A 24840-nucleotide genomic window follows, 5' to 3' on the forward strand; every position below is an offset into this window, starting at 1 on the left:
TCAGTCGGCGCTTTCCGGCATCAGGCGGCCCGGGTTATAGATGCGGGCCGGATCGAAGGCATCCTTCATGCGCGCATGGATGCGCGCCAGGGCCGGCGCCAGCGGCTGGAACACGCCGACGCCCTTGTCGCCGCCCCGGAACAGGGTCGCATGGCCGCCGCAGGCTTGCGCCGTGCGCCGGATCGCCTGCGCCGTGGCGGCATCGCCCCCGGCGCGCAGCCAGCGCTGGGAGCCGCCCCATTCGATCATCTGCTCGCCACCCAGGACCAGCGCGCCGGTGGTCGACGGCACCGACAGCCGCCACAGGGGATCGTCGCCCGAGAAGAAGGCATGACGCTGCTCGCGCACGCCGGCCCAGAACGCGGCAGCATCCGGCAAGACCTCGCCGCCAAGGCTGCGCACCGCCGCGTCCACCGCCGCCTCGGCGCCGGACAGCCGCAGCGCCAGCAGGCCGTCGCACCAGGCACTGCCCGATAACGGCAGCGGCTGGCCGCCCCATTCGTTCAGGCGGCGGATCGCCTCGATCTCGCCCATCCCGAAACGCAGCGTGGTCTCGGCAAAAGGCCGCGGCAACACCTTGAGCGACACTTCCAGCAGCAAGCCGAGCGTGCCCAGGGAACCGGCCAGCATGCGCGAGACGTCGTAGCCGGCCACGTTCTTCATGACCTTGCCGCCGAAGGACAGCACGTCGCCCTTCCCGTCCAGCAGCCTGGCGCCGAGCACGAAGTCGCGCGTGGCCCCGCTGGTCGCGCGCCGCGGGCCGCACAGCCCCGCGGCGACCGTGCCGCCCACCGTGGCGTTCGGCCCGAAATGCGGCGGCTCGAAAGCCAGCATCTGCTGGTGCTGCGCAAGCAGCGCCTCGATCTCGGCCAGCGGCGTGCCGCAACGCGCCGTGATCACCAGCTCGGTCGGCTCGTAGTCGACGATGCCGGCGTATTCCCGGGTGTCCAGGATGTCTCCTTGCAGCGCGCCGCCATACCAGTCCTTGCTGCCGCCGCCGCGGATACGCAGCGGCTGGCGCTCACGCGCCGCGGTCCGCACCTGCTCCTGGAATCGTTCGATGGTTCCCATATGATGCTCGCTCAAAAACGCGGCAGGTCCGGGAACGGAACCTGGCCGTGGTGCACGTGCAGCTTGCCGAATTCGGCGCAGCGGTGCGGGGTGGGGATCGCCTTGTCCGGATTGAGCAGCGCGAACGGATCGAAGGCATGCTTGACCGCGAAGAAGGCATCGAGCTCCTTGCGTCCGAACTGCACGCACATCGAGTCGATCTTTTCCTTGCCCACGCCGTGTTCGCCCGTGATGGTGCCGCCCACCTCGACGCACAGCGCCAGGATCGCGGCGCCGAAGGCTTCGGCGCGTTCGAATTCGCCCGGTGCACTGGCGTCGAACAGGATCAGCGGATGCATATTGCCGTCGCCCGCGTGGAACACGTTGGAGCAGCGCAGGCCATAGGTGAGCTCCATGTCGGCGATGCCGGCCAACACCCGCGCCAGCTGCTTGCGCGGGATGGTGCCGTCCATGCAGTAGTAGTCGGGCGAGATGCGGCCCGCCGCCGGGAAGGCGTTCTTGCGGCCCGACCAGAAGCGCACCCGTTCCGCCTCGCTCTGCGACACCGCGATCGCGGTGGCGCCGGCGCGTTCGAGCACCGCGCTCATGCGCGCAATCTCTTCCGCCACCTCCAGCGCCGTGCCATCGGCCTCGCACAGCAGGATGGCGGCGGCGTCGAGGTCATAGCCGGCCTTCACGAAGGGCTCGACCATGCGCACCGAGGTGCGGTCCATCATCTCGAGGCCGGCCGGGATGATGCCGGCCGCGATCACGTCGGCCACCGCATTGCCGGCCGTGACCACATCGTTGAACGAGGCCATGATGACCTGGGCCAGCGCCGGCTTGGGCACCAGTTTCACCGTCACCTCGGTGACGATGCCCAGCATGCCCTCGGAGCCGATGAACACGGCCAGCAGGTCCAGGCCCGGCGCATCCAGCGCCTCGCCGCCCAGTTCGACGATCTCTCCCTCGATGGTGGCCACCCGCACCCGCAGCACGTTGTGCACCGTCAGGCCGTATTTGAGACAGTGCACCCCGCCCGCGTTCTCGGCCACGTTGCCGCCGATGGTGCAGGCGATCTGCGACGACGGGTCGGGCGCATAGTACAGGCCGAATTGCGCCGCCGCTTCGGAGATCGCGAGGTTGCGCACACCGGGCTGCACGACGGCCGTGCGCGCCAGCTGGTCGACGCGTTTGATCTGGCTCATGCGCGCGGTCGACAGCACCACGCCGTCGCGGATCGGCAGCGCGCCGCCCGACAGGCCGGTGCCGGCGCCACGCGGCACGATCGGCACCTGCAGTTCGCGGCAGACGTCCAGGATCGCCCTCACCTGCGCTTCGTCGGTCGGCAGGGTGACCACCAGCGGCAATTGGCGATAGGCGGCCAGGCCGTCGCATTCGTAGGGCCGGGTGTCTTCGGGATCGGACAGGACGCAGGACGCGGGCAAGCGTGTGCGCAGGGCCGCCGCCACCTGCGCGCGGCGCGCGGCAGGGTCGGGCGCGGCAGTGTTGACGGAATCTGGGACGAGGTCGGGCATGCTCCGATTGTAAGCAGAAGCATGCACATTCGCCACGTTTTGTCGTATGCTCATCCCATCGTTTTTTCTCACCAACGCATAAGACAACATCATGGGCAACCGACTCTCAAAAATCGCGACCCGCACCGGCGACGACGGCAGCACCGGCCTGGGCGACGGCAGCCGCACCGGCAAGGACAGCGCACGCATCCACGCCCTGGGCGAAGTCGACGAACTCAATTCCTTCGTCGGCCTGCTGCTGTGCGAAGACATGCCGGCGGCATTGCGCGAAGAACTGGTCTCGATCCAGCACGACCTGTTCGACCTGGGCGGCGAGCTGTGCATCCCGGGCTACCAGATGATCAAGGAAGAACACGTGGCGCGCCTGGACGGCCTGCTCGAGAAATACAACGCCGACTTGCCGGTCCTGAAGGAATTCATCCTGCCGGCCGGCTCGCGCGCGGCCTCCACCGCCCACGTGTGCCGCACCGTGTGCCGGCGCGCCGAGCGCGCCATCGTGGCGTTGTCGAAGGCCGAGCAGATCCACGCCCATCCACGCCAGTACGTCAATCGCCTGTCCGACCTGATGTTCGTGCTGGCGCGCGTGCTCAACCGCCATGCGGGCGGCAGCGACGTGCTGTGGCAGCACGAGCGCAAGCGCGGATAATCCATGGATGACTTCATCGGCGTCTACGACGACGCGCTCACGGCGCAGCAGTGCGACGCCCTGCTGGCGCGCTTCGACGCCAGCGACAAGGTCGTGCGCGGCCGCACCGGCAACGGCGTCGACGTCGAGAAGAAGGACAGCTACGACATCACCATCAACCTGCACCGCGAATGGGACGACGTCACCCAGTTGCTGCTCGAGACCATGAGCCGCCACCTGGCCGACTACGCCCAGCGCTACCGCATGCTGCTGATGGGTTCCCTGTCGCCCAGCCTGGAGCATCCGCGCACCGGCGTGCCGACGGTGCTTTCGATGGACAATTTCGACGAAGTGGGCACGCCCTACGTCGAGACCCTGCTGCGCACCTTGTACCGGCCCGGCACCATCAACCTGCAAAAATACCTGCAAGGCAGCGGCGGCTACCACCACTGGCATTCCGAGATCTATCCGCAAAACGCCAGCTGCGATTCACTGCACCGCGTGCTGCTGTGGATGTTCTACCTGAACGACGTCGACGAGGGCGGCGAGACCGAGTTTTTGTACCAGGGCCGCAAGATCGCGCCCAGGAAGGGGCGGCTGGTGATCGCGCCGGCCGGCTTCACCCACACCCACCGCGGCAATGTGCCGACCAGCGGCGACAAATACATCGCCACCTCGTGGATTCTGTACCAGCGCGCGGAGGCGCTGTTCGGACAGTCGGGATAGGCGCCAGCCATCCTGGGGCGGGCCGTCGCCCCACTGATCGAGCAGGTGGTCGATTAACACCCTGACCTTCTGCGGCAGGAAGCGGTTTCGAGATAGACGGCCAGACCGCCATCTTAGCTTCAGAGCTACGGCCGTGCACGTCCGCTATCGACCCGAAGCGGACTGTCGGATTCATCGCTCGCAGTTGTCAGACCGGAGAGTTTGAATGCCGATATGGAAGAACCAGTCAGCCATGAAGAAGACCGCTGAAACATCGCTTTGGAAAGCAGTGTGCGTAGTTGCAGGGAAGGATCGAAGTCGCTGTCCGGCCCCATGAAGTGCCCAACAGGCAAACAACAAGTGGCAACTTTGTCAAGACGTGCTACTGTTAAAGCAGCACTTATTTAGACGGTGCAGACGTTGGGAAGTGGTGACATATGAGTGAATTTATCGGAGCACAACAGGACCAGTTCGGTTCGCTAGTCACTAGGAGGCATTGATGGACTCTTCGATCGATCGAATCAACGAAACGGCTGACTTCCATTTCAACTTGGCGGACAAACAGCGCGGACAGGCTGCGTTTTTTGCGACCGCTTTGACATGGACGATCCCCCTACTTGCAGCACTCGTTAGCGCGTTTATAACCGGGCAGTATTTCATCGGCAAGACAAACTTAGCTGACCTTGCTGTCCCGTTGAGCCTGGTGCTCACTTTACTGTCCATCATTCAAGCTACGGCCAAGCCGGATAAGGTCTTTCGTTCTTCGGCGTACTTCGCTAGCGCCTTTCGCTCGTTCAAGATTCGAATGGATCACGATATCCAACGCGTCCAAATCGGTGCTTCTACGGATGATGAGAAAACGAAGCAGATCCTCGATTGCCTGGACAAGAAGAATGTCGAGCTCGAGCAGTTGATTTCGACGTTCAACAGCAGTTTCATATCAGTCGGTGGGGATGGTGGCCGAACGAAAATTAGTCGAATTGGATGACCTCTGCCGTGTGCACGCGAGCTTTCTTTTCCAGCAGTGATGGGTCCAGCCGTGTTAGACCATGTCGCCTTCCGACGTTCTCCGCTAGCTAGCGATTCGCCATGGAACGAGAAAAAGGGGGATCTTGACGGACTGAATGACTGCTTCTGGCCGAACTCGGACGTTCAGAAATCAGTGTACGTCCGAGGATGTCCCGCACCTCAAAACAACCGTTGTGGTTACCGTCTTCTTACCGATCTATACGGATACGTTCAACGCCAAGTCGCTGGCACAATTCCGCTTCTTGGAGTAAAAGCCATGTTTTTGCATGCTCGCGACTGCCTTGTACGCCGGACTGTTTCATGGCTAGTTTTGCCACTTTCGACCGCTCGCTTCGGTCGTCGGTCAGGAAACAATATGGCCAAGCAGAATTGTCGAGGAATCGCGCGACCATGCTTTCGAGTTGTTCTGCCCTCATCAACACGGGATCGCACTGTTCGATTCGTCGGGCGATCTCCGATCGCAGTGTTCTGCTCAATAACTCGGCTCCTTTCGCATCGATGAAAGCGACCCTAATGTGCTCCATCTCGACCGTTAGTGAAATGAACTGCTGGCGGTCAATCGCCGAGAGGCCGTGTAGCGACCCAACTACATGCTTAATGACACTGTTTTCTTGCTTGCTCTTTCCATTTTCCGAGTAGTGACGGGTCTTCACTCCCTCGACCATAACGCTGGCGTTACCGCTTTTGGCCATTCGTTCTATTCGAGAACGAAAGTTGGCACCGACACCATCCAGTAACTCGTCTATACCTCGTCGGGCTACTTTTAGCCGAGCGATCGCGTCTCGAAGACGCTGTTCGTATTCCACTCCTTGTCCCAGCAAGTGTTCGAGCTTCTGCTGTCGCTCGCGTTCCCTTTTGGCATTTAACGCAAGCCCGATGTCCTTGAATACAGCACTGTCGGCGCCAAACTTATCGTTCGCGCAATCGGCACCCAAGATCGTAACCGATCCGTCTTTCAACTCAGCTACCCATCCGTGGTTGTGCGGTGTGCCGCAAAGGGTCCCGCCTGGACGTTGCACGCAGCACGTGTGCTTTTCCGGAAATCGATACCAGCCTAGGATCTTGCGATAGTTATCCTGACATAACGGATTGTCGGGACGGTAGCCTGGTAGCGCGGCGATCTGGTCAAAGCCGTCAAAGCTGAGCAGTTCGATGGTGGTTATAGGGGTTCCCATACGGCCTCCAGTGATGTAACTTTGACCATTCTACTGTATATCAATACAGCTTAGTAGCGCCGAATTATTTTCATTGGGTGTAGCGTCGAAGCTCTTAGACGTCGTGCATCGAACCAAAAATGTCATGGCTTGTGCAGTAAAAGTGCCAACTGACTTGGAAGCACCGCCGGACGCGGCCGCCATGAGAAAGACAGTTTTCGACCCGGAGCAGACGGTCGCGCCCAGTAGAAGCTTAGTCGGAAGACCAGAGAACGCTGGCAGTGCGCAAACAGCTGGGACTGCTATCCTTAAATAAATTACAATAATGCAAGTACTGAGCCTAACGTTGTGAAAGCACCGTGTTCCTAGCGCCTGCCTGCCTAAACGACTACTTCAACGCTGAAAATTCAATGTCACTTGATCAAAGCACGCGATCCATCACGCTTCCACGCAGAGGCGCACCCGACGAGCAAATTGTAACTAATGCTAACCTACTTTTCGTCGGCGCCAATGGCTCCGGAAAGACCCGCCTTGGAACATGGCTTGAGATAAGTTCGCCTGACCACAACCGCGTATTTAGAATTTCTGCCCAGAAATCACTCGCGATGCCCGACACTACAACCCCAATGGCTATCGATCTGGCGGAGCGAAATCTTATCTTCGGCAATCCGACAGATGTGGTAAACAAGCGACATTACCGATGGCAGAATAAGCCGGCCACGGCGTTCCTAAACGATTACGACAAGTTGATGGTGTTTCTCTTCTCAGACGAAACCGAGGAGAACGCTAAATTCAAAATTTTGTCACGCGAATCAAACGTTAAGGTCGACCCGCCGCTTACTAAGCTGGACAAGGTGAAGCAGGTGTGGGAACGGGTACTTCCTCATCGTGAGCTTGTGATCGGCGGCTTGCGAATCCAAACCCGAGTCCGCGGTGACTCGAGCAAGATATACAACTCATCTGAAATGAGCGATGGGGAACGTGTGATGTTCTATCTTATCGGACAATGCCTTGCTGCGCCTAAGGACGCCATTATCGTTATCGACGAACCTGAACTTCATCTACATAAGTCGGTACAAGCCCCTCTTTGGGCTGAGGTCGAGAGAATGCGGCCCGATTGCATGTTTGTGTACCTGACTCACGATGTCGACTTTGCCGTAGCACAAGAAGGGGCGCAGCGCGTCTGGCTCAAGTCTTTCGACGGAGAGTCGTGGGATTGGGATCTCATTGAGAACAAGGACGACTTGCCTGATGAGCTCTTGATGGAGGTGCTCGGCAGTCGAAAGCCTGTTGTATTTGTCGAGGGAGTAAATGGTAGCCATGATGTCTCACTCTACCGGGAGATATTCGCAGGATTTTTAGTCATCCCACGCGGCAGCTGCGATCAAGTCATCCAAGCAGTACGTGCTTTGCGCGCTAATTCTCAGCTTCACCACTTACAAGTCTATGGTCTCATTGACCGCGACCGACGAACACCGCCAGAAATCGCAGCGCTACAGACCGACAACATTTATACGCTCGAAGTTGCTGAAGTAGAAAACCTTTTCTGCACGCAGGAGATCTTGGCACTCGTCAGTACCCGCCTAGCTCGCGATACCGCTACGGACTTCAACCAAGTCGTCACCCAAGTCTTCAAACAGCTTAAAACTGAACTCGACACGCAAGTCTCACTGCGCGTTGTAGCGGAAGTGAAGTTCAAGCTTAATTGCTTCAATGCCTCAGCCCGTGGAGTATCTGCCCTCTCAGATGCATTACAACAGCTGACTCAGAGCATCGACATCACTAGCCTCTACGCTCAGTTCGACGGAGAATTTCAGACCGTAATCGACGCGACTGACTACCGAGGACTGCTTCGTCTATACAACCGAAAGTCGTTGCCGACTCAAATCGGGAACGCATTGGGATTGAAGACAGGGGAACTCGTCGAACTTGTGGTTCGCCTTGCACGAACTGATGCGCGCATGGACGTCGTCACCGCAATAAAGCCATACCTTGGTGCCTTCGCATCCTTCGTGGTCTAACTTAAAGCAATGGCCAGCAGATAAGGCACCCGACGAGCCTGTCGAGTACTGGGTCTCGGCAGCCTCCTAATTAATATCAACTCTGGTCGTATAAAGGAAGTAAGGCAAACGTCTGCTTCTGGCCGATAGCAGACGCCGACTCAGTGTACGAGGTTATTGCCCTCGGAGCACCCAAGAGGTTTTGGCAGGCATTCTAAGACCCGGATTGGCAAAAAGCCCCTCGTTCTCGCGAACGAAGGGCTTTCTCGCTGAATCAAGCAACCTGATCAGGCGTTGTTCACCACCAACCGCGGCTCGCCCTGCGCCACCAGGCGCGCCCGGATCGAGGCCGCGATGCCCTTGGCATCCAGGCCGACCGACGCCAGCAGCGCAGCCGGATCGCCCTGGTCGATGAAGTTGTCGGGCAGGCCCAGGTTCAGCACCGGCCTGGCGATGCCGGCGGCGGCCAGCGCTTCCATCACGGCGGCGCCGGCGCCGCCCATGATGCAGCCCTCTTCCACCGTCACCAAAAAGTCGTGCTCCTGCGCCAGGCGCTTGACCAGCTCGACGTCAAGCGGCTTCACGAAGCGCATGTTCGCCACCGTCGCGTCGAGTTCCTCGCCCGCCTTCAGACTCGGCGCCACCATCGAACCGAAGGCCAGGATCGCGACGCCGTGGCCGCTGCGGCGCACTTCGCCCTTGCCGATCTCGATCGACAAGAGCTTCTGTTCGATCGGGGCGCCAACGCCGGCGCCGCGCGGATAGCGCACCGCAGCCGGGCCGGGATAGTGGTAAGCGGTCGTCAGCATCTGGCGGCACTCGTTCTCGTCCGACGCTGCCATCACAACCATGTTCGGGATGCAGCGCAGGTAGGCCAGGTCGTAGTTGCCGGCGTGGGTCGCGCCGTCGGCGCCGACCAGGCCCGCGCGGTCGAGCGCGAAGGTCACGTCCAGGTTTTGCAGCGCCACGTCGTGGATCAGCTGGTCGTAGGCGCGTTGCAGGAAGGTCGAATAGATCGCCACGACCGGCTTCACGCTTTCGGTGGCCATGCCGGCCGCGAACGTCACCGAGTGCTGCTCGGCGATGCCGACATCGAAGTAGCGCTCCGGGTACTGCTGGTGGAAGCGCACCATGCCCGAGCCTTCGCGCATGGCGGGCGTGATGCCGACCAGCCGCTTATCCGCCGCCGCCATGTCGCACAGCCAGTTGCCGAACACCTCGGTGTAGGTGATCTTTCCCGGCGCGGTGGACGGCTTGATGCCCTCGAGGTGATTGAACTTGCCGGTGCCGTGGTACAGGATCGGCTCGGCCTCGGCCAGCTTGTAGCCCTGGCCCTTCTTGGTCACCACGTGCAGGAACTGCGGGCCCTTGAGCTTCTTGATGTTTTCCAGCGTCGGGATCAGCGAATCGAGGTCGTGGCCGTCGATCGGGCCGATGTAATTAAAGCCGAATTCCTCGAACATCGTGGCCGGCACCACCATGCCCTTGGCATGCTCTTCGAGCTTGCGGGCCAGATCGAGCACCGGCGCCGGCAGCACGCTCTTGCCCACGTTCTTGGCCGCGGCGTAGAACTGGCCCGACAGCAGGCGCGCCAGGTAGCGGTTCAGGGCGCCGACCGGCGGCGAGATCGACATATCGTTGTCGTTCAGGATCACCAGCAGGTTGACGTCTTCCTGGACGCCCGCATTGTTCAGGGCCTCGAACGCCATGCCGGCGGTCATGGAGCCGTCGCCGATGACGGCGATCGCGTGGCGGTCCTCGCCTTTCAGCTTGGCCGCGGCGGCCATGCCCAGCGCCGCCGAGATCGAGGTCGACGAGTGGGCGGTGCCGAAGGTGTCGTATTCGCTCTCGTCGCGCTTGGGGAAGCCCGACAGGCCGTTCAACTGGCGCAGGGATGGCATGCGGCCGCGGCGGCCGGTGAGGATCTTGTGCGAATAGGTCTGGTGGCCGACGTCCCATACGATGCGGTCGCGCGGCGTGTCGTACACATAGTGCAGCGCGATGGTCAGCTCCACCGTGCCCAGGTTGGACGACAGGTGGCCGCCGGTCTTGGACACCGACTCGAGCAGGAACTGGCGCAGCTCGTTGGCCAGCGGCGTGAGCTGCGTACGCGGCAGCTTGCGCAGGTCGGATGGGTCGTTGATTTTTTCTAGCAGGTTCATTTAGGCCTTCCGCTGCACGATCAGGTCTGCCAGTTCGCGCAGACGCTGTGCTTGTTCTCCGAATGGCGCCAGCGCTTCGTGCGCGTCACGCCGCAGTTGTTCGGCCAGCGCGCGCGATGGCTCCAGGCCGAGGATGGACACATAGGTCGGTTTGTTGTCGGCCGCGTCCTTGCCGGCAGTCTTGCCCAGCGTGGCCGAATCGGCGGTGGCGTCCAGCACGTCGTCGACCACCTGGAATGCCAGGCCGACCGCGGCGGAATACGCATCCAGCGCCTCGCGTTCATGCGCGGCCAGGTCGCGGCCGGCGAGCGCGCCGAGCAGCACCGAGACGCGCAGCATGGCGCCGGTTTTCAGCTGGTGCATGCGCTCGAGCTGTTCGCGGGTGAGCGACAGGCCGACGCTATCGAGGTCGATCGCCTGGCCGCCGCACATGCCGGCGGAACCGGCAGCCTCGGCCAGCAGGCGCACCATCGTCAGCTGGCGCGCCGGCGGCACCGTCGCGGCGTCAAGGCCGGCCGCCACCTCGAAGGCTTGCGCCTGCAGGGTGTCGCCGACCAGCAGCGCCGTTGCTTCGTCATAGGCCACGTGCACCGTCGGCTTGCCGCGGCGCAGGGCGTCGTCGTCCATGCACGGCATGTCGTCGTGCACCAGCGAATACACATGGATCATCTCGACCGCGCTCGCGACCCGGGCCAGCGCATGCGGGTCGGCGTCGAACAGCGCGCCGGCGGCATACGCCAGCAACGGGCGCACGCGCTTGCCGCCGCCCAGCGTGGTGTAGCGCATCGCTTCGTGCAGCTTGTGCGGCACCCGGTGGGCTGGCGGCAGGAAGGCGTCGAGCGCCTCTTCGACCCTGGCCTGGACCTCGCGGGTCCAGGCGCTGAAGTCCAGCGCCATCATTGCGTTGCCTCGTCGTCGCTGAATGGCTTGAGCATGTCGCCTTCGAGCACCTTGACCTGGGACTCGACTTTTTCGAGCTGGGCCGCGCAGTACTTGACCAGTTCGGAGCCGCGCGCATAGGCCGCGACCGAGGCTTCCAGCGGCAAGGCGCCGGATTCCATCTGTGTCACGAGCTGGGCCAGCTCGGCCATCGCCTGCTCGAAGGATTGCGGTGCCGCCGCTGCTGCCGGCGCGCTGTCCGCTGTCATATTCTTTGCCATAAGTCGGTATCTTGAAGGCGCCCAGTTGTGCGCCGTGGGTCAATCCAATCGCGTATTTTAGATCAATCCCACCCCACGGGGGGCGCACATTGCAGCAATCGCAACTAGCAAGCCCGACAAGAATCAGGCCGACGCCCTCATCCACTCGCTTTTCATCATGAAAACGATGCCTCAGCGGCAACACATCATCCTCTGCGCACCACATTCTCGCGCTGGCCCAAGACGGTAGAGCCTGTTCCGCAGTATAATCTCCGGTTCTGTCCGAAATACCGTATTCCTCTACTTAAATACTGGTCTTTGGATTCTTTCTCTTCTTTGGAAGCTACCTTAAAGGGGGGTTGGGATGTCCGATCTGGCTACCCACGCCAAGCTGGCGCGCTCGAACGCACAGCTTCCGGTAAATGTTTACTTTGACGACGTGCTACTCAAGCGCGAGATGCAGCAACTGTTCCACAATGGCCCGCGCTATATCGGCCATGAATTGATGGTGCCGGAAACCGGGGACTTCGCGACGCTCGCCTCGGAACACGAAGGCCGCATGCTGGTGCGTAATGCCGGCGGCATCGAAGTGCTGTCCAACGTCTGCCGCCACCGCCAGGCGCTGATGTTCAATGGCCGCGGCAATGCGAAGAACATCGTGTGCCCGCTGCACCGCTGGACCTATGACCTGAAGGGCGAATTGATCGGCGCACCGCATTTCGCGGACACGCCGTGCCTGAACCTGTCCAGGACCCCGCTGCAGAGCTGGAATGGCCTGCTGTTCGAACAGAACGGCTACAACGTGATGGACAAGCTGGGCCAGTTGTCGGTGACAAAGGACCTGGACTTTACGGGCTATATGCTCGACCACGTAGAAGTCCACCAGTGCGACTACAACTGGAAGACCTTCATCGAGGTCTATCTCGAGGATTACCACGTCGAGCCCTTCCATCCGGGCCTGGGCAACTTCGTCTCGTGCGACGACCTGAAATGGGAATTCGGCAGCGACTACAGCGTGCAGACCGTGGGCGTGAACCGCGCGCTGCAAAAAGCCGGCTCGCCGGCCTATAAACGCTGGCAGGAGCAGGTCCTGAAGTTCAACAACGGCCAGCCGCCCAAGTATGGCGCGATCTGGCTGACCCTGTACCCGAACATCATGGTCGAGTGGTACCCGAACGTGCTGGTGGTGTCGACCCTGTGGCCGGACGGCCCGCAGAAGACCCGCAACGTGGTCGAGTTCTACTACCCCGAAGAGATCGTGCTGTTCGAGCGCGAATTCGTCGAGGCCGAGCGCGCCGCCTATATGGAAACGGCGGTCGAGGACGATGAGATCGGCCTGCGCATGGACGCCGGCCGCAAGATCCTGGTGGCGCGCGGCGTCAACGAGGTCGGCCCTTATCAGTCGCCGATGGAAGACGGCATGCAGCACTTCCACGAGTGGTATCGCAGCAGAATTACCCTGTAACCCGCGTTGTAAAACCGGCGCCGCACCCTGGCGCCACAGGCCGCGCGGCTTCCATGCCGCCGGCCCTTCACTGGAAATCCGATGGCCTCCCTCTGGATGTTGTACGCCAGCTTCGCTTTCGCCGCCATGGGCGCGGGCGTGAAGCTGGCTTCCGAGTTCTATTCCACGTCCGAACTCCTGATGTACCGGGGCCTGATCGGCACCATCATCCTGCTGTTCATGGTGCGCCGCCAGGGCGGCACCTTCAAGACCCCTTTCGGCAAGGCCCACCTGTGGCGCAGCCTGGTCGGCGTGACCTCGCTGTGGCTGTGGTTCTTCGCGATCGGCCGCCTGCCGCTGGCCACCGCCATGACGCTCAACTACATGGCGCCGATCTGGATCGCGGCCTGGATGTTCGCGATGGGCTGGTGGACCAAAACGAAACACGCCGAATGGCCGCTGGTGGTGGCGATCGCCTCCAGCTTCTTCGGCGTGACCATGGTGTTGCAGCCGGCGGTGCAGACCAACCAGTGGCTGGGCGGCCTGGCCGGCGTGTGCTCGTCGATGATCTCGGCCATGGCCTATATGCAGGTACGTAAACTCGGCCAATTGGGGGAGCCCGAATACCGCGTGGTGTTCTATTTTTCGCTGACCACGACCCTGGTCGGCCTGTTCGCCACCATGGCCGGCGACGGCCCGCAAGGCGCGCTGTTCCACGCGCACACGCCGTACGGCTTCCTGCTGCTGCTGGGGATCGGCTGCGCCGCCCTGATCGCCCAGATGTGCATGACCCGCGCCTACCGCGTCGGCAAGGTGCTGGTGGTGGCCAACCTGCAGTACACCGGCATCGTGTTCTCGACCCTGTGGGGCCTGATCCTGTGGGGCGACGCCTTCGACTGGCATGTGTGGCTGGGCATCGGCGTGATCCTGCTCTCTGGATTGGCCGCGACGTTCTACAATACCCGCAAGACGGCGCGCGGCGCCGTCGTCAAGGACCAGGACCCCGTGGTCAGCGAATCGTAGAAGGAGACTTTACGCCATGTTCAAGACCCTGATTTCGGCCAGCGAACTGGCCGCCCATATCGACGACCCACAATGGGTCGTGGCCGATTGCCGCCACGACCTGATGAACCTCGCCGCCGGCCGCGAGGGCTATGCCATTGGCCACCTGCCGAACGCGGTGTTCGCCGACATCGAGACCGTGCTGTCGGGCGCCAAGCGCGGCCCGGATGGCGTCTTCCTGGGCCGCCATCCGCTGCCGCAGAAGGAAGCGCTGGCCGACGCCCTGCGCTCTTTCGGCATCGGCGACGACACGCAGGTAGTCGCCTATGACGCCCACGGCGGCATGTTCGCGGCGCGCCTGTGGTGGCTGTTGCGCTGGCTGGGCCACGAGGCGGTCGCGGTGCTCGATGGCGGCATGGCGGCCTGGCAGTCGCTGGGCCAGCCCTTGTCGACCGCGGTGCCGGCCAAGGCGCGCGGCGCCCTGGCCGTGCGCGCGCCGTTCGTGCCGACCGTGACGGTGCGCGAGGTGATGGACAACCTCGAGAGCGGCCAGCGCATCGTGATAGACGCCCGCGCGGCCGACCGCTTCCGCGGCGAGAACGAGACCATCGATCCGGTCGGCGGCCATATCCCGGGCGCGAAAAACCGCTTCTTCAAGGACAACCTGCAGGCCGATGGCCGGTTCAAGGATGCAGAGCAGCTGCGCGCGGAATTCGGCGCCTTGATCGACGATCCAGCGCAGGCCATCATGCAGTGCGGCTCGGGCGTGACGGCCTGCCACAACCTGCTGGCGCTCGAAGTGGCCGGCATGCCGGGGGCCAGCCTGTATCCGGGGTCGTGGAGCGAGTGGGTCGGCGATCCGGCGCGGCCGGTCGCAAAAGGCGCGGCTTGATCGTAGGGTTGGCGGCTACGCCGCCGACGCGGTAATGGCTGGCGGCGAGATCATCTGATGCGAGAACGGCGCCGATACCAATCGACGCGTCGGCGGCGAAGCCGCCAACCCTACCAGCCAACACACATTCACCGCCACCACGATTAAAACGCGTGCAGCGCCACCACGATCGCCACGCCCAGGCCGATCAGGAACACCTGCGGCACCGTCTCCTTCAATGTCGCCCGGCGCTGCATCTGCGGCATCAGGTCGCTCACCGCGATATAGATGAAGCCCGACGAGGCGAACACCAGCACGTAGGGAATCAGGCCGCTGGCCTGGTCCAGCGTGAAGTAGCCGAGCAGGCCACCCGCCACCGCGAGCAGGCTGCACAACAGGTTGAACACATAGGCGCGCAGGCGCGAGAAGCCGGCGTTGAGCAGCACGATGAAGTCGCCGATCTCTTGCGGGATCTCGTGGGCGACGATGGCCAGCGCGGTGACAATGCCGACCTCCGGGTCGGCCAGGAAGGCCGCCGCGATCAGGATGCCGTCGGTGAAATTGTGCATGCCGTCGCCGAGCAGGATCATCCAGCCCGACTTGCCGGCCTCGCGCGCATCGTGGCCGTGGGCGTGGTGGTGGCCATCGCCCTCATGGTGGTGCGAATGGCGCAGCAGCGCCACTTTTTCCAATAAAAAGAACGCCAGCAGGCCCGCCAGCAAGGTAGCGAACAGGCTCTTGATGTCAGCGCCCGATTCGAAGGCCTCGGGCAGCGCGTGCAGCAGCGAGGTCGCCAGCATGATGCCGACCGACAGGCTGACCATCTTCTCGACCACTTTCGACAGCAGGGCAAACGAGAAAAGGGCCGCCCCGGAAATGCTGACGACGCCGGCGATCACGGTCGCCAGCAGGATGGAACTCAGGGTCGGGTCGAAAAGCGGGTCGATTTGAAAGCCTCTTGTTCTGTTCTTGCGACGATCCGCAAACCGGACATTGTACCGCCCCCGGCACGCGGTCGTCCAAGGCCAGCCGAAAGAGGCAGGCCTTGTTCAGGCTTCAGGCGACGCCGTTCTTGCGGAACCAGGCCAGCGCGCGGTTCCAGCCGTCCGCGGCGTCGGCCGCATTGAAGCTCGGGCGGTAGTCGGCATGGAAGGCGTGGCCGGAATCCGGATACACGTGGATCGTCGAGCGGCTGTTGCCCTTGTCGAGCGCGGCCTGCATGCGCTGGACCGTGTCCAGCGGGATGCCGGTGTCCTTTGCGCCGTACAGGCCCAGCACCGGCACCTTCAGGTTCTGGGCCACGTCGACCGGGTGCTTGGGCGTGAATGACGTCGCCTCGCCCACCAGGCGGCCGTACCAGGCCACGCCGGCCTTGACGTCCAGGTTGTGCGCCGCGTACAGCCAGGTGATGCGCCCGCCCCAGCAGAAACCGGTGATGCCCAGCTTTTTGGTGTCGCCGCCGCGCTGCCTGGCCCAGTCGACGACCCGGTCGAGGTCGGACATGACTTGCGCATCCGGCGTCCGGGAGACGATGTTCTTGATCAGTTCAGCGGTATTGGGCGCCTTGGTCGCATCGCCCTGGCGCACGAACAGGTCGGGCGCGATCGCCATATAGCCCTGCTTGGCGAAGCGGCGCGCCACGTCCTTGATGTGTTCATGCACGCCGAAGATCTCGGAAACGACCAGGATGACCGGGGCATTGGTCTTGCCGCGCGGCTGGGCGCGGTAGACGGGCACGTCCTGGCCCTCGATGACGAGGATGCTGTCGGCCGCGTCGAGGCCTTCGGTATCGGTCTGGACCTGGGTCTGCGCGACCACCGGCAGCGCGGACACGGCAAAGCCGGTGCCGACCGCCGCCTTCAGGAAGTCGCGCCGCTTCACGCCGTCGTCGTAGGCGCTGGTTCCCAGCAGGCTGTTGCCGTCGTTGACGAGATCTTTCATGGATTTCCCCCTTCTGGACAGTGTTGGACAGGCTTGCCAGTCTAGCATCGCTTGCAGGGGCTGGGCGTGCGATTCAGCGCGGCCGGAAGCTGCGCCGATAGTAGTGCGGGCTGGTCCCCACCTGCTTGCTGAAACAGGCCCGGAACGCGGCGCTGGAACCGAATCCGGTGGCGTTGGCCACCTGTTCGACGGACAGCGCGCTGGTCTCGAGCAGGTACTGGGCGCGCCGCACGCGCGCGCCGAGCAGCCATTGCAGCGGCGAGGTGCCGGTCTGCTCGAGGAAGCGCCGGCTCAGCGTGCGCTTGCTCAGCGCGGCGTGGGCCGCGATGGTGTCCAGGGTCAGCGCGCGATGCAGTTGCGTTTCGATCCATTTCAGCACCGGCTGCAGCGCCAGCGACGACGAGGGCTCGGGGTGCACGATGAACTGCGCCTGGCCGCCGGCGCGCTCCAGCGGCATCACCGCGAGGCGCGCCGCATCCGCGGCCAAGGCGGCGCCGTAGTCGCGCCGCACCAGGTGCAGGCACAGGTCGAGGCCGGCCGCGGCGCCCGCCGAGGTCAGCACCTTGCCGTTGTCGATGAACAGGACGTTGGGGTCGACGTCGATCGCCGGAAAGCGCCGCGCCAGCTCTCCCGCCGCCATCCAGTGGGTGGTGGCGCGCACGCCATCCAGGATGCCACTGGCCGCGAGCACGAAGGCGCCGGTGCAGATGGAGGCGATACGCGCGCCGCGTGCGGACGCCTCCCTGATCGTCGCGAGCACGGGCTCCGGCAGCGGCGCGTCGATGTCCTCGATGCCGGGCACGATCACCGTATCGGCAGCGCTGGCGTGGCCCAGGTTCCAGCGCGTATGCAGGTCGAACAGCCCGGCGCCGACCGACGGCGCTTCGCCGCAGACCCTGACGTCGTAGGCAGTGTCCAAGCCCGGCACGCGTACCCGGCTGAATACTTCACAGGCGGTGGCGAGGTCGAATGGGATGCAGCCGTGCTGCGCGAGGATGGCGATGGTGTGCATGGCGCGATTATAGTGAGCCGCTCGATACCTGCCAGTCCCTAAGGTAGAGCTTGGCTGGAAACAAGCGAAAAATGGCATTCCAGCCAGTGTTGTCGATGATCGCGCGCCGCCACAATCATGGTTCGCACAACGATTGGAGATTGCAAGATGGATTCCACCACTGGACAACTGCGCGGACCACTGCGGCGCCTGCACCATGCCGCACTGGCGGAAGGCGCGACCCTCATTGTCTTGCTGGGCATTGCGGTGCCACTGAAGCATCTCGCCGGCCTGCCCGGTTTTGTGACGGTCATGGGCCCGCTCCACGGCCTGGCTTTCCTCTACTACCTCTGGACCATCTCGAACACCGCCGCCGGCGATGACTGGACCCGCGCCGACATTGGCCGCATGGTGGCGTGTGCCATGGTTCCTTTCGGCGCCTGGTTCAGCATCCGCCTGGTCCGGCGCAAGGCCGCCGCGCTGGCAAGGACAGCGCCCCGATGATCTATTTGCTGCTGAAGGCAGGCCACATCGTCGCCCTGATGACCTGGATCGGCGGCATGCTGGCGCAGGTGCTGTTGCTGCGCACGATGGCGCCAGGGCCGCACCAGCGCCATGTGCTCGACGCGGCCGTGCGCTGGGACCGGCGCCTGGTCGCGCCGGCGATGATGCTGGCCTGGGCTTGCGGCCTTGCGCTGGCCAGCATCGGCCATTGGTTTTCCTCGCCCTGGCTGATCGCCAAGCTGGTGCTGGTGGTCGCCCTGTCGGCCGTGCATGGCGTCGTGAGCGGCAGCGTGCGGCGCATGGCCGGCGGCGCGCCCGCGTCGTCCGCGCTGTCGAGACATACGGGAACGGGAATCCTGGCCGGCGTCACGGCCATCGTCCTGCTGGTCGTGATCAAGCCCTGAGGGCGCGGCCATTGCCTCAGGCTATGACTTTCGCATATTCCGTGATACTTCTGTCATGCTGATTTAACACTTAATCGTTATCGTTTTCCGATCGTCATTCAGCCATCGCCGCGGATGCTCCGCACGGTCTCTACAAAGGAAAACGCCAGCAATGAAGTCGACAGTCATCCAACAAGCCCTGCGCACGGCCTTTTGCGGCGGCAGCGCCGTCATGCTCGGCCTCGTGGCCCTGCCCCTGCATGCCCAGGACACGCCGGCGCCCGCCACGGCTGCCGCACCTGCCCCGGCAGCGGCGCCAGCCGACGTGGTCGTGGTCACCGGCACCGCATCGAAGCAGTCGAAGATCAAGGCCAGCTACTCGATCACCACCATCGACGAAGACACCCTGCGCATGCAGGCCCCGACCTCGGTGACCGAGGCGGTCAAGTCGGTGCCCGGCTTCTGGGTCGAAGCCTCGGGCGGCGAAGCCTCAGGCAATATTCGCGCGCGCGGCATCCCGGTCGACGGCTTCGGTTCGGTCACCCTGCTGGAAGACGGGATCCCGGTCCAGCACGACCCGTCGCTCGGCTACCTGAACGCCGACCAGGCCTTCCGCCTGGACGAGACCAGCGACCGCATCGACGTGGTGCGCGGCGGCCCGTCTTCGGTGTTCTATACGAATGCCCCGGCCGGCGCGATCAACTTCCTGTCGCGCGAGATCGGCGACACCCCGAACGGCTCGATCAAGTTCACCGGCAGTAACAAGGGCCAGCGCCGCGCCGATTTCTGGTACGGCACGCCGCTGGGCGATGGCTGGGGCGTCGGCATCGGCGGCTTCTATCGTATCGACGACGGCATCCGCAACCCCGGCTACCGCGCCAACGACGGCGGCCAGGTGCGCCTGAAGCTGGTCAAGGAGATCGACCGCGGCCGCATGATCTTCGACGTCAAGCACCTGGACGACAAGGTGGCGCTGTTCCTGGCGATCCCGATGCGTACCGGTGAAGACGGCGAGATCCGCGCCGTGCCCGGCTTCGACGGCAACTACGGCACCGTCGCCGGCCCGGATACCCGCCACATCCGCATGAAGATGGGCGATGGCGGCATCTACGATTTCGACAATACCGAAGGCACCCACGTGCGCCGCGACCAACTGAGCTTCAAGCTCGAGAAGGAACTGGGCAACGACTGGCGCATCGACCAGTCGCTGCGTTATTCGGATACCCACACCCAGCGCAACGGCGTGTTCGCCAACCAGTTGCAGAGCATCGACGCCTTCCTCAAGAGTTCCCAGGGCCTGCTGGCGCAGGTGCCGGGGGCGACCAATCTCTCGCTGCAGTATGCGAACCTGCCCGGCGGCGCCTATCCCGGCGCCGGCGCGGTCGACAACGGCCTGATGATCGTCGGCGGCCTGCGCGGCATCACGATGCCGCTGGAGGAGATCATCAACGACACCCGCCTGTCGCGCCGCTTCCATCTAGGCAGCCAGAGTCACGACATCGCGGTCGGCTACTACTTTGCCCGTTTCGACCAGGGCTTCGACCGCTATTCGTCGACCGTGCTGCTGGGCGCACAGCACCAGGCGCCGCTGCTCGACCTGGTCGCAAGCGACGCCGCCGGCAAGCCGCTGGGCACCCTCACCGACCGCGGCATCTACAACTACGGCTATGAGTGGGAAAACGCGGAAGGCCGCTCGACCACCCACGCGCTGTATCTCGCCGATGAGTGGCAAGTGAGCGCACCGCTGCGCATCGACGCCGGCCTGCGCTGGGAGCGGGTGCAGACCGAAGGCTGGGTCGAGCGCCCGACCACGGTCAACGGGGGCACCTTCGCCACCTCGAAGGTCCGGACCGGCAGCGGCGTGTTCGACACCTATGACCACCACTTTGACAAGACCGGCTGGACCCTCGGCGCCAACTACCAGCTGGATCGCAACGCCGGCCTGTTCGGCCGCTGGAGCAGCGCCTTCCGCCTGCCGAACCTGAGCTCCTACATCACCAGCCCGACCGCCAAGCCGATCGTCCAGACCATGGACCTGGGCGAAGTCGGCTACAAGTTCCGCAGCCCGATGCTGGACCTGTATCCAACCCTGTTCTACTCGAAGTACGACAACGTCAGCTACACCAACTACGTGTTCTCGCTGGATAACGCGAGCGCGGCGCCGCAGACCGGCTATGCGTCCACCCGCACCTGGGGCCTGGAGCTCGAAGGCATGCTGCGCCCGACCGACTGGGCCGACCTGGGCTTCAACGTCACCTTCCAGAACCCGGAATACGACAACCTGCGCTACACCGACCAGGTGAGCGGCAAGCCGGTGCCGCGCGACTTCAGCGGCAACCGCCTGGTGCGCGTGCCGAAGACCAGCGTGCGCCTGGTGCCCGGCCTGAACCTGCTGGGCGACGACCTGCGCCTGCAACTGGCCTGGGAATACCAGGGCGACCGCTTCGTCGATTCGGCCAACTCGGTGCGCCTGCCGTCCTACCGCGTGCTGAACTTCTCGGCCCGCTATCGTATCTCGGACAAGATGACGGGCTTCCTCTACGTCGACAATATCGAGAACTCGCAGGGCCTCACCGAAGGCAATCCGCGCGCGGGCGAGTTGCAGAATGCCGATGCCGGCGCCAACACCTTCCTCGCGCGTCCGATCCTGGGCCGCGCGATCAGGGCGGCGCTCAAGATCGACTTCTGATCCGGCGGATACCATGCGTCTGCTCTTCTCCCTGCTGCTGGTTTTCAGCCTCAACGCCAATGCCGACACGCCCGACCTGGTCCTGCGCGGCGCCCTGACCGGCGCCGACCACCAGACCTATCGCAGCGTACCGTTCGAGGTGCCGGCCGGCGTCGAGCGCATCACCGTCGAATTCGACTACAACGGCAAGGAAGAGCGCTCCGTGATCGACCTTGGCCTGCTCGGCCCCGACGGCCGCCTGCGCGGCTGGAGCGGCGGCAACAAGCGCGCCTTTACCGTCAGCGGCGTGGATGCCACGCCGTCCTACCAGCCGACGCCGACCACGACCGGCACCTGGGCCCTGCTGCTCGGCATCCCGAACATGCGCCAGCACGGGCGCGCCGAGTACACGGCCCAGGTCTACTTTTCGCGTTCGCTGAACGTGGCCGACGAGCCAAGCCTGCTGCGGCCCGTGCTGCGCAACGGGGCCGGCTGGTACCGCGGCGACCTGCATACCCATACCGGCCATAGCGACGGCAGCTGTCCCACTACTAACGGCGCCGCGCCGGTTCCCTGTCCTCTTTACATGACGGCCGTGACCGCGCAGGAGAGAAAACTCGACTTCGTCGCGATCACCGAGCATAACTACGTCGGCCACGCCAACGCGATGCGCGAGATGCAACCGCGCTTCGACGAGCTGCTCCTGATGCCGGCGCGCGAGATCACCACGTTCTACGGTCACGCCAACCTGTTCGGCACCCTCGCCCCGCTCGACTTTCGCATCGCACCCGGCGCGCATGCCGACGCCAACAGCCTGCTGGCGGCTGCCGCGGAGCTGAACGGCCTGCTGTCGATCAACCATCCGGTGCGGCCCTCGGGCGAGCAGTGCATGGGCTGCGGCTGGGAACAGGCGACCGATATGCGCCGGGTGCAGGCGATCGAGGTCGTGAACGGGCCGGATGCCGACAGCGAATGGTCGGGCATCCCGTTCTGGCATGCGCAATTGCAGCGCGGCCTGCGCATCACCGCCATCGGCGGCAGCGACAACCACCGTCCGCACGAAGCGCCCGGCACGCCGGGGGCGCTGGGCGAACCGACCACGGTCGTGCATGCGCGGGAGCTGTCGCAGCTCGCGGTGCTGGATGCGATCCGCGCCGGCCACGTGTTCATCGACCTCAAGAACGTGCCGGGGCGGGTGCTGGACTTGAGCGCGACGGCGGCCGGCCAGCGGGCGATGATGGGCGATGCGCTGGTCGTGAAGAAGGGAGATGTTGCCCGCTTCAGCCTGCGTGTGGCGCGGGCGAAAGGCGCGCGGATCGAGCTGCTGTTCGACGGCGAACCCGCATCGCTGCTGGGCCGGCGCGCGGTCGACGCCGACGAAGTGGTGCGCGCGTTTTCCTGGCCCAGCGACGGCAAGCGTCACTGGCTGCGGGTCGATGTGCGCGATGCCGCGGGCAAGCTGATCTTGCTGGGCAATCCGATCTACCTGAACCCGGAGGGCAGCTGAGCCTTATACTTGTCAGCCCAAAGCGGACAATATAGGGATTTTCGTGCAACGGCTGGCAGACCACTTCACGCAACTGCAATCGACCTTGCCGCCGGATGGCCCGGGCTTCAGCGCCGCCATCCTGTGCGACGGCGAGACCGTCTTCGAGCTTCACCATGGCATGGCGTCGCTCGAACTGAAAGTTCCCCTCTCGGCCGACTCGGCCTATTACCTGGCCTCGGAGTCCAAGCAATTCACCGCCGCCTGCGTGATGTCGCTGGTGCGCGCAGGCGTCATCGGGCTCGATGACGACGTCTGCGCTCACCTGCCGGAGCTGGCGAAATTCGAGCAGCCTTTTCCGCTACGCAGCCTGCTCAATCACAGCAGCGGCATCCCGGACTATTTCCAGTTCCTCGAATGCCAGCTGTCGCGCCACGAGGCCGACTATTTCAACAACCGGATGATCCTGGAACTGATCGGCCGCCTCGACACCGTCGTTTGCCCGACCTCGACCGGGCATCGCTACAGCAACAGCAACTACATCCTGCTCGCCGCCCTGGTCGAACGCCTGGGCGGCATGTCGCTCGGCCGCTACGCAAGAGAGAAGCTGTTCGATCCGCTCGGCATGCAAGGCATTTCCTTCGACGAGGACCGCTTCAGCGTCATCGAGCACCGGGTGTTCAGCTATGAGGCCGATGCTGCGCGTCCCTTTGGCTACAAGCAGCACCTGGGCAATGCCAACACCGTCGGCGATGGCGGCGTGTATGCCAGCCTACGCGACTTGCTGCGCTGGGAGAGGGAGTGGCATCGACAGTGGTTCGATCCATCGAGCCTGCTGCACGCGATGCTGCAGCCATCGCCGCTGCTGGATGGATCGGTGCCCAGCTACCGCTTCGGGCTGGAAGTGATCCAGCGCTCAGGACATGACGTTGTGTTCCACAGCGGCGGCTTGTGGGGGTTCGACACGCTGATTCTGAGGATTCCCGCGCGCCGCATGTCGGTTATCCAGTTGGCCAATTGCGGGGCGGCGCAGTCCAGCATCGAGTGCATCGTGCACGCTGCGCTCGATTGACAACATCGCGCCGGCGGATTCCACCGACGCGATGCATGCACCCAATACCTCTTTCAGCATTCTCAATACGCTTACATGCGAGCTTCTAAAGCATCATAGCGCTTACATGTGATCGCTAATCTCAAAAATCCTTGACCAGCCAGGCTTATCGCCTAATAATTGAGCAAAGAAGAGATGTCCTGGAATAATCGCTCACATGACCACATTAAACGATCATAAGCGCTCATATGTGAGCGCTAAAAACAGTGTCTTACCGCTACCCGTCGAGCGCGCCCTGCAAAAACTGGGACATGATCTGGCTCTGGCACGCCGCCGACGACAACTGACCCAGGAGTCCATGGCAGAACGCATCCAGATATCTGTTGCCACCTTGCGAAGGCTGGAAAAGGGTGATGCACGCATATCAATCGGAACAATTGCACAAGCATTTTTTGTCCTAGGCGACCTGAACAAGATTTCCAGCCTGCTAGACACCGCATCCGATGACATCGGACTGACACTGATGAACGAACAGTTGCCCAAGCGTGTCAGACGTAAAAGTGGCAAGAAAGATATGGGGGCCTTATAAGAATGGCGCCGACGCAGCGGAAAGTGGATGTTGCCTTAGGCGAGGCAGCGCATGTACTCGGCGAACTCTCCTACACGAAAGAAGGAAGACGAGAACATTCTTCGTTCGCATATGACACGAGCTGGCTGTCCAGTCGCGCAAGATTCACCATTTCGCCCGACCTTGCCCTCGTCGAAGGCAACCAGTTCCGCACCGCGCCATCAAAAGATGATTTCGTATTCCATTTCGCGTTCGCGGACACCGAGCCGGACGGATGGGGTTGCCGAGTGATCGCACGTCCATCGAAGAAGTAGTCGCCGTGGCGCCCTATTTTCGCCTTGACGACGTGACCGTCCGGCGCGTGCTCGGCCAGGTTTACCATGCGCTCAGGAATTGGACCCGGATTGCCCAATCGCCAGCAGTCGGCATGTCGAAGCGCGACCTCGACGATGTCGAACCTGCATTTGAAAACGCACAAATGGACATCGCCGCCACGCTTCTGAAGTAGGCCAGCGCATTGAGAGCCAGC

General features: G+C 63.3%; 23 protein-coding genes and 3 pseudogenes. 16 read left to right on the forward strand and 10 right to left on the reverse strand.

Features of this window, described 5'->3' with window-relative positions; genetic code table 11:
• The gene (gene glcE / locus E8M83_RS22095; protein WP_137175498.1) at positions 1 to 1071 is read right to left on the reverse strand and encodes a glycolate oxidase subunit GlcE; all 1071 of its coding nucleotides are present in this window, start codon (positions 1069 to 1071) and stop codon (positions 1 to 3) included.
• A gap of 11 nt (positions 1072 to 1082) precedes the next feature.
• A complete protein-coding gene (locus E8M83_RS22100; RefSeq protein ID WP_137175499.1) occupies positions 1083 to 2588 on the reverse strand; it encodes an FAD-linked oxidase C-terminal domain-containing protein in 1506 nt (501 codons plus the stop codon).
• A 91-nt stretch (positions 2589 to 2679) separates the two neighbouring features.
• On the opposite strand from E8M83_RS22100, the gene E8M83_RS22105 reads away from it, so the two are divergent.
• The 3 genes from E8M83_RS22105 to E8M83_RS22115 all read left to right on the forward strand — a co-directional run bounded on the left by E8M83_RS22105 (position 2680) and on the right by E8M83_RS22115 (position 4906).
• Positions 2680 to 3234 (forward strand): cob(I)yrinic acid a,c-diamide adenosyltransferase, encoded by a 555-nt coding sequence (locus E8M83_RS22105; protein WP_005668037.1) that lies wholly within the window; start codon positions 2680 to 2682, stop codon positions 3232 to 3234.
• Between the two features lie 3 nt (positions 3235 to 3237).
• Positions 3238 to 3939: a 2OG-Fe(II) oxygenase gene (locus E8M83_RS22110; RefSeq protein WP_137175500.1), complete on the forward strand. Its 702-nt coding sequence runs from the start codon at positions 3238 to 3240 to the stop codon at positions 3937 to 3939.
• A 478-nt stretch (positions 3940 to 4417) separates the two neighbouring features.
• The gene (locus E8M83_RS22115) at positions 4418 to 4906 is read left to right on the forward strand and encodes a hypothetical protein (protein WP_137175501.1); all 489 of its coding nucleotides are present in this window, start codon (positions 4418 to 4420) and stop codon (positions 4904 to 4906) included.
• A 229-nt stretch (positions 4907 to 5135) separates the two neighbouring features.
• Here E8M83_RS22115 and E8M83_RS22120 read toward each other — a convergent pair whose 3' ends face one another.
• A complete protein-coding gene (locus E8M83_RS22120) occupies positions 5136 to 6122 on the reverse strand; it encodes a hypothetical protein (protein WP_137175502.1) in 987 nt (328 codons plus the stop codon).
• A 389-nt stretch (positions 6123 to 6511) separates the two neighbouring features.
• On the opposite strand from E8M83_RS22120, the gene E8M83_RS22125 reads away from it, so the two are divergent.
• Positions 6512 to 8122, forward strand: coding sequence for a DUF4435 domain-containing protein (locus tag E8M83_RS22125; protein WP_137175503.1), 1611 nt, complete (start codon positions 6512 to 6514; stop codon positions 8120 to 8122).
• Positions 8123 to 8388: 266 nt separating this feature from the next.
• Here E8M83_RS22125 and dxs read toward each other — a convergent pair whose 3' ends face one another.
• From dxs to E8M83_RS22140, 3 genes are read right to left on the reverse strand one after another with little or no spacing between them, the layout of a single operon-like run.
• Complete coding sequence (gene dxs, locus E8M83_RS22130; RefSeq protein ID WP_137175504.1) at positions 8389 to 10263, reverse strand: 1-deoxy-D-xylulose-5-phosphate synthase; 1875 nt, start codon at positions 10261 to 10263, stop codon at positions 8389 to 8391.
• Entirely contained in the window at positions 10264 to 11163 is a 900-nt protein-coding gene (locus tag E8M83_RS22135; RefSeq protein ID WP_137175505.1) for a polyprenyl synthetase family protein, read from the reverse strand.
• Positions 11160 to 11411 (reverse strand): exodeoxyribonuclease VII small subunit, encoded by a 252-nt coding sequence (locus E8M83_RS22140; RefSeq protein WP_137175506.1) that lies wholly within the window; start codon positions 11409 to 11411, stop codon positions 11160 to 11162. Before E8M83_RS22140 ends, E8M83_RS22135 begins: the two co-directional genes overlap by 4 nt.
• A 355-nt stretch (positions 11412 to 11766) precedes the next feature.
• Here E8M83_RS22140 and E8M83_RS22145 point away from each other — a divergent pair, with 355 nt between their 5' ends.
• Positions 11767 to 12867 (forward strand): aromatic ring-hydroxylating dioxygenase subunit alpha, encoded by a 1101-nt coding sequence (locus tag E8M83_RS22145; protein ID WP_137175507.1) that lies wholly within the window; start codon positions 11767 to 11769, stop codon positions 12865 to 12867.
• Positions 12868 to 12963: 96 nt separating this feature from the next.
• Positions 12964 to 13341: pseudogene (locus tag E8M83_RS26600) on the forward strand (EamA family transporter); the annotation flags it as partial.
• On the opposite strand, the pseudogene E8M83_RS26605 reads toward E8M83_RS26600, so the two are convergent.
• Positions 13293 to 13424: pseudogene (locus E8M83_RS26605) on the reverse strand (hypothetical protein); the annotation flags it as partial. The pseudogenes E8M83_RS26600 and E8M83_RS26605 sit on opposite strands and share 49 nt — an antisense overlap.
• Here E8M83_RS26605 and E8M83_RS26610 point away from each other — a divergent pair.
• Positions 13393 to 13869, forward strand: a pseudogene (locus E8M83_RS26610) (DMT family transporter); the annotation flags it as partial. The pseudogenes E8M83_RS26605 and E8M83_RS26610 sit on opposite strands and share 32 nt — an antisense overlap.
• 16 nt (positions 13870 to 13885) lie before the next feature.
• Positions 13886 to 14740: a sulfurtransferase gene (locus tag E8M83_RS22155; RefSeq protein ID WP_137175509.1), complete on the forward strand. Its 855-nt coding sequence runs from the start codon at positions 13886 to 13888 to the stop codon at positions 14738 to 14740.
• A gap of 143 nt (positions 14741 to 14883) precedes the next feature.
• On the opposite strand, the gene E8M83_RS22160 is transcribed toward E8M83_RS22155, so the two are convergent.
• The 3 genes from E8M83_RS22160 to E8M83_RS22170 all read right to left on the reverse strand — a co-directional run bounded on the left by E8M83_RS22160 (position 14884) and on the right by E8M83_RS22170 (position 17672).
• On the reverse strand, positions 14884 to 15618 hold the full coding sequence (locus E8M83_RS22160; protein ID WP_137175510.1) for a ZIP family metal transporter: 735 nt from the start codon (positions 15616 to 15618) through the stop codon (positions 14884 to 14886).
• Between the two features lie 157 nt (positions 15619 to 15775).
• Complete coding sequence (locus E8M83_RS22165) at positions 15776 to 16660, reverse strand: dienelactone hydrolase family protein (protein ID WP_137175511.1); 885 nt, start codon at positions 16658 to 16660, stop codon at positions 15776 to 15778.
• A gap of 73 nt (positions 16661 to 16733) precedes the next feature.
• Complete coding sequence (locus tag E8M83_RS22170) at positions 16734 to 17672, reverse strand: GlxA family transcriptional regulator (RefSeq protein WP_137175512.1); 939 nt, start codon at positions 17670 to 17672, stop codon at positions 16734 to 16736.
• Between the two features lie 147 nt (positions 17673 to 17819).
• Here E8M83_RS22170 and E8M83_RS22175 point away from each other — a divergent pair, with 147 nt between their 5' ends.
• From E8M83_RS22175 to E8M83_RS22210, 8 genes are all read left to right on the forward strand, one after another.
• Positions 17820 to 18155: a DUF3817 domain-containing protein gene (locus E8M83_RS22175; RefSeq protein ID WP_137175513.1), complete on the forward strand. Its 336-nt coding sequence runs from the start codon at positions 17820 to 17822 to the stop codon at positions 18153 to 18155.
• Positions 18152 to 18559 carry a CopD family protein gene (locus E8M83_RS22180; RefSeq protein ID WP_137175514.1) on the forward strand — a complete coding sequence of 136 codons (408 nt, stop codon included), beginning with the start codon at positions 18152 to 18154 and terminating at the stop codon, positions 18557 to 18559. Before E8M83_RS22175 ends, E8M83_RS22180 begins: the two co-directional genes overlap by 4 nt.
• Before the next feature lie 151 nt (positions 18560 to 18710).
• A complete protein-coding gene (locus E8M83_RS22185; protein ID WP_137175515.1) occupies positions 18711 to 21227 on the forward strand; it encodes a TonB-dependent receptor in 2517 nt (838 codons plus the stop codon).
• 13 nt (positions 21228 to 21240) lie between these two features.
• Entirely contained in the window at positions 21241 to 22713 is a 1473-nt protein-coding gene (locus E8M83_RS22190; protein ID WP_137175516.1) for a CehA/McbA family metallohydrolase, read from the forward strand.
• A gap of 43 nt (positions 22714 to 22756) precedes the next feature.
• Positions 22757 to 23764, forward strand: a complete 1008-nt coding sequence (locus E8M83_RS22195) for a serine hydrolase (protein ID WP_137175517.1) — start codon at positions 22757 to 22759, stop codon at positions 23762 to 23764.
• Positions 23765 to 23960: 196 nt separating this feature from the next.
• A complete protein-coding gene (locus E8M83_RS22200; protein WP_137175518.1) occupies positions 23961 to 24332 on the forward strand; it encodes a helix-turn-helix domain-containing protein in 372 nt (123 codons plus the stop codon).
• A 2-nt stretch (positions 24333 to 24334) separates the two neighbouring features.
• Positions 24335 to 24625: a HipA N-terminal domain-containing protein gene (locus tag E8M83_RS22205; protein WP_229491762.1), complete on the forward strand. Its 291-nt coding sequence runs from the start codon at positions 24335 to 24337 to the stop codon at positions 24623 to 24625.
• A complete protein-coding gene (locus E8M83_RS22210; protein ID WP_137175519.1) occupies positions 24586 to 24819 on the forward strand; it encodes a hypothetical protein in 234 nt (77 codons plus the stop codon). Before E8M83_RS22205 ends, E8M83_RS22210 begins: the two co-directional genes overlap by 40 nt.
• Positions 24820 to 24840: the final 21 nt, after the last annotated feature.

This window comes from Massilia sp. HP4, assembly GCF_005222695.1.
Classification (GTDB): Bacteria; Pseudomonadota; Gammaproteobacteria; order Burkholderiales; family Burkholderiaceae_D; genus Telluria.

Excerpts from the sequence above, each read along its gene's own strand:
- E8M83_RS22170 (WP_137175512.1), bottom strand. The coding sequence starts at position 17,672 with ATGCACACCATCGCCATCCTCGCGCAGCACGGCTGCATCCCATTCGAC.
- glcE (WP_137175498.1), bottom strand. The coding sequence starts at position 1,071 with ATGGGAACCATCGAACGATTCCAGGAGCAGGTGCGGACCGCGGCGCGT.
- E8M83_RS22100 (WP_137175499.1), bottom strand. The coding sequence starts at position 2,588 with ATGCCCGACCTCGTCCCAGATTCCGTCAACACTGCCGCGCCCGACCCT.
- E8M83_RS22120 (WP_137175502.1), bottom strand. The coding sequence starts at position 6,122 with ATGGGAACCCCTATAACCACCATCGAACTGCTCAGCTTTGACGGCTTT.
- E8M83_RS22145 (WP_137175507.1), top strand. The coding sequence starts at position 11,767 with ATGTCCGATCTGGCTACCCACGCCAAGCTGGCGCGCTCGAACGCACAG.
- E8M83_RS22115 (WP_137175501.1), top strand. The coding sequence starts at position 4,418 with ATGGACTCTTCGATCGATCGAATCAACGAAACGGCTGACTTCCATTTC.
- E8M83_RS22155 (WP_137175509.1), top strand. The coding sequence starts at position 13,886 with ATGTTCAAGACCCTGATTTCGGCCAGCGAACTGGCCGCCCATATCGAC.
- E8M83_RS22105 (WP_005668037.1), top strand. The coding sequence starts at position 2,680 with ATGGGCAACCGACTCTCAAAAATCGCGACCCGCACCGGCGACGACGGC.
- E8M83_RS22180 (WP_137175514.1), top strand. The coding sequence starts at position 18,152 with ATGATCTATTTGCTGCTGAAGGCAGGCCACATCGTCGCCCTGATGACC.
- E8M83_RS22135 (WP_137175505.1), bottom strand. The coding sequence starts at position 11,163 with ATGATGGCGCTGGACTTCAGCGCCTGGACCCGCGAGGTCCAGGCCAGG.
- E8M83_RS22125 (WP_137175503.1), top strand. The coding sequence starts at position 6,512 with ATGTCACTTGATCAAAGCACGCGATCCATCACGCTTCCACGCAGAGGC.
- E8M83_RS22190 (WP_137175516.1), top strand. The coding sequence starts at position 21,241 with ATGCGTCTGCTCTTCTCCCTGCTGCTGGTTTTCAGCCTCAACGCCAAT.
- E8M83_RS22210 (WP_137175519.1), top strand. The coding sequence starts at position 24,586 with ATGGGGTTGCCGAGTGATCGCACGTCCATCGAAGAAGTAGTCGCCGTG.
- E8M83_RS22205 (WP_229491762.1), top strand. The coding sequence starts at position 24,335 with ATGGCGCCGACGCAGCGGAAAGTGGATGTTGCCTTAGGCGAGGCAGCG.
- E8M83_RS22185 (WP_137175515.1), top strand. The coding sequence starts at position 18,711 with ATGAAGTCGACAGTCATCCAACAAGCCCTGCGCACGGCCTTTTGCGGC.
- E8M83_RS22140 (WP_137175506.1), bottom strand. The coding sequence starts at position 11,411 with ATGACAGCGGACAGCGCGCCGGCAGCAGCGGCGGCACCGCAATCCTTC.
- dxs (WP_137175504.1), bottom strand. The coding sequence starts at position 10,263 with ATGAACCTGCTAGAAAAAATCAACGACCCATCCGACCTGCGCAAGCTG.
- E8M83_RS22110 (WP_137175500.1), top strand. The coding sequence starts at position 3,238 with ATGGATGACTTCATCGGCGTCTACGACGACGCGCTCACGGCGCAGCAG.
- E8M83_RS22200 (WP_137175518.1), top strand. The coding sequence starts at position 23,961 with ATGACCACATTAAACGATCATAAGCGCTCATATGTGAGCGCTAAAAAC.
- E8M83_RS22165 (WP_137175511.1), bottom strand. The coding sequence starts at position 16,660 with ATGAAAGATCTCGTCAACGACGGCAACAGCCTGCTGGGAACCAGCGCC.
- E8M83_RS22175 (WP_137175513.1), top strand. The coding sequence starts at position 17,820 with ATGGATTCCACCACTGGACAACTGCGCGGACCACTGCGGCGCCTGCAC.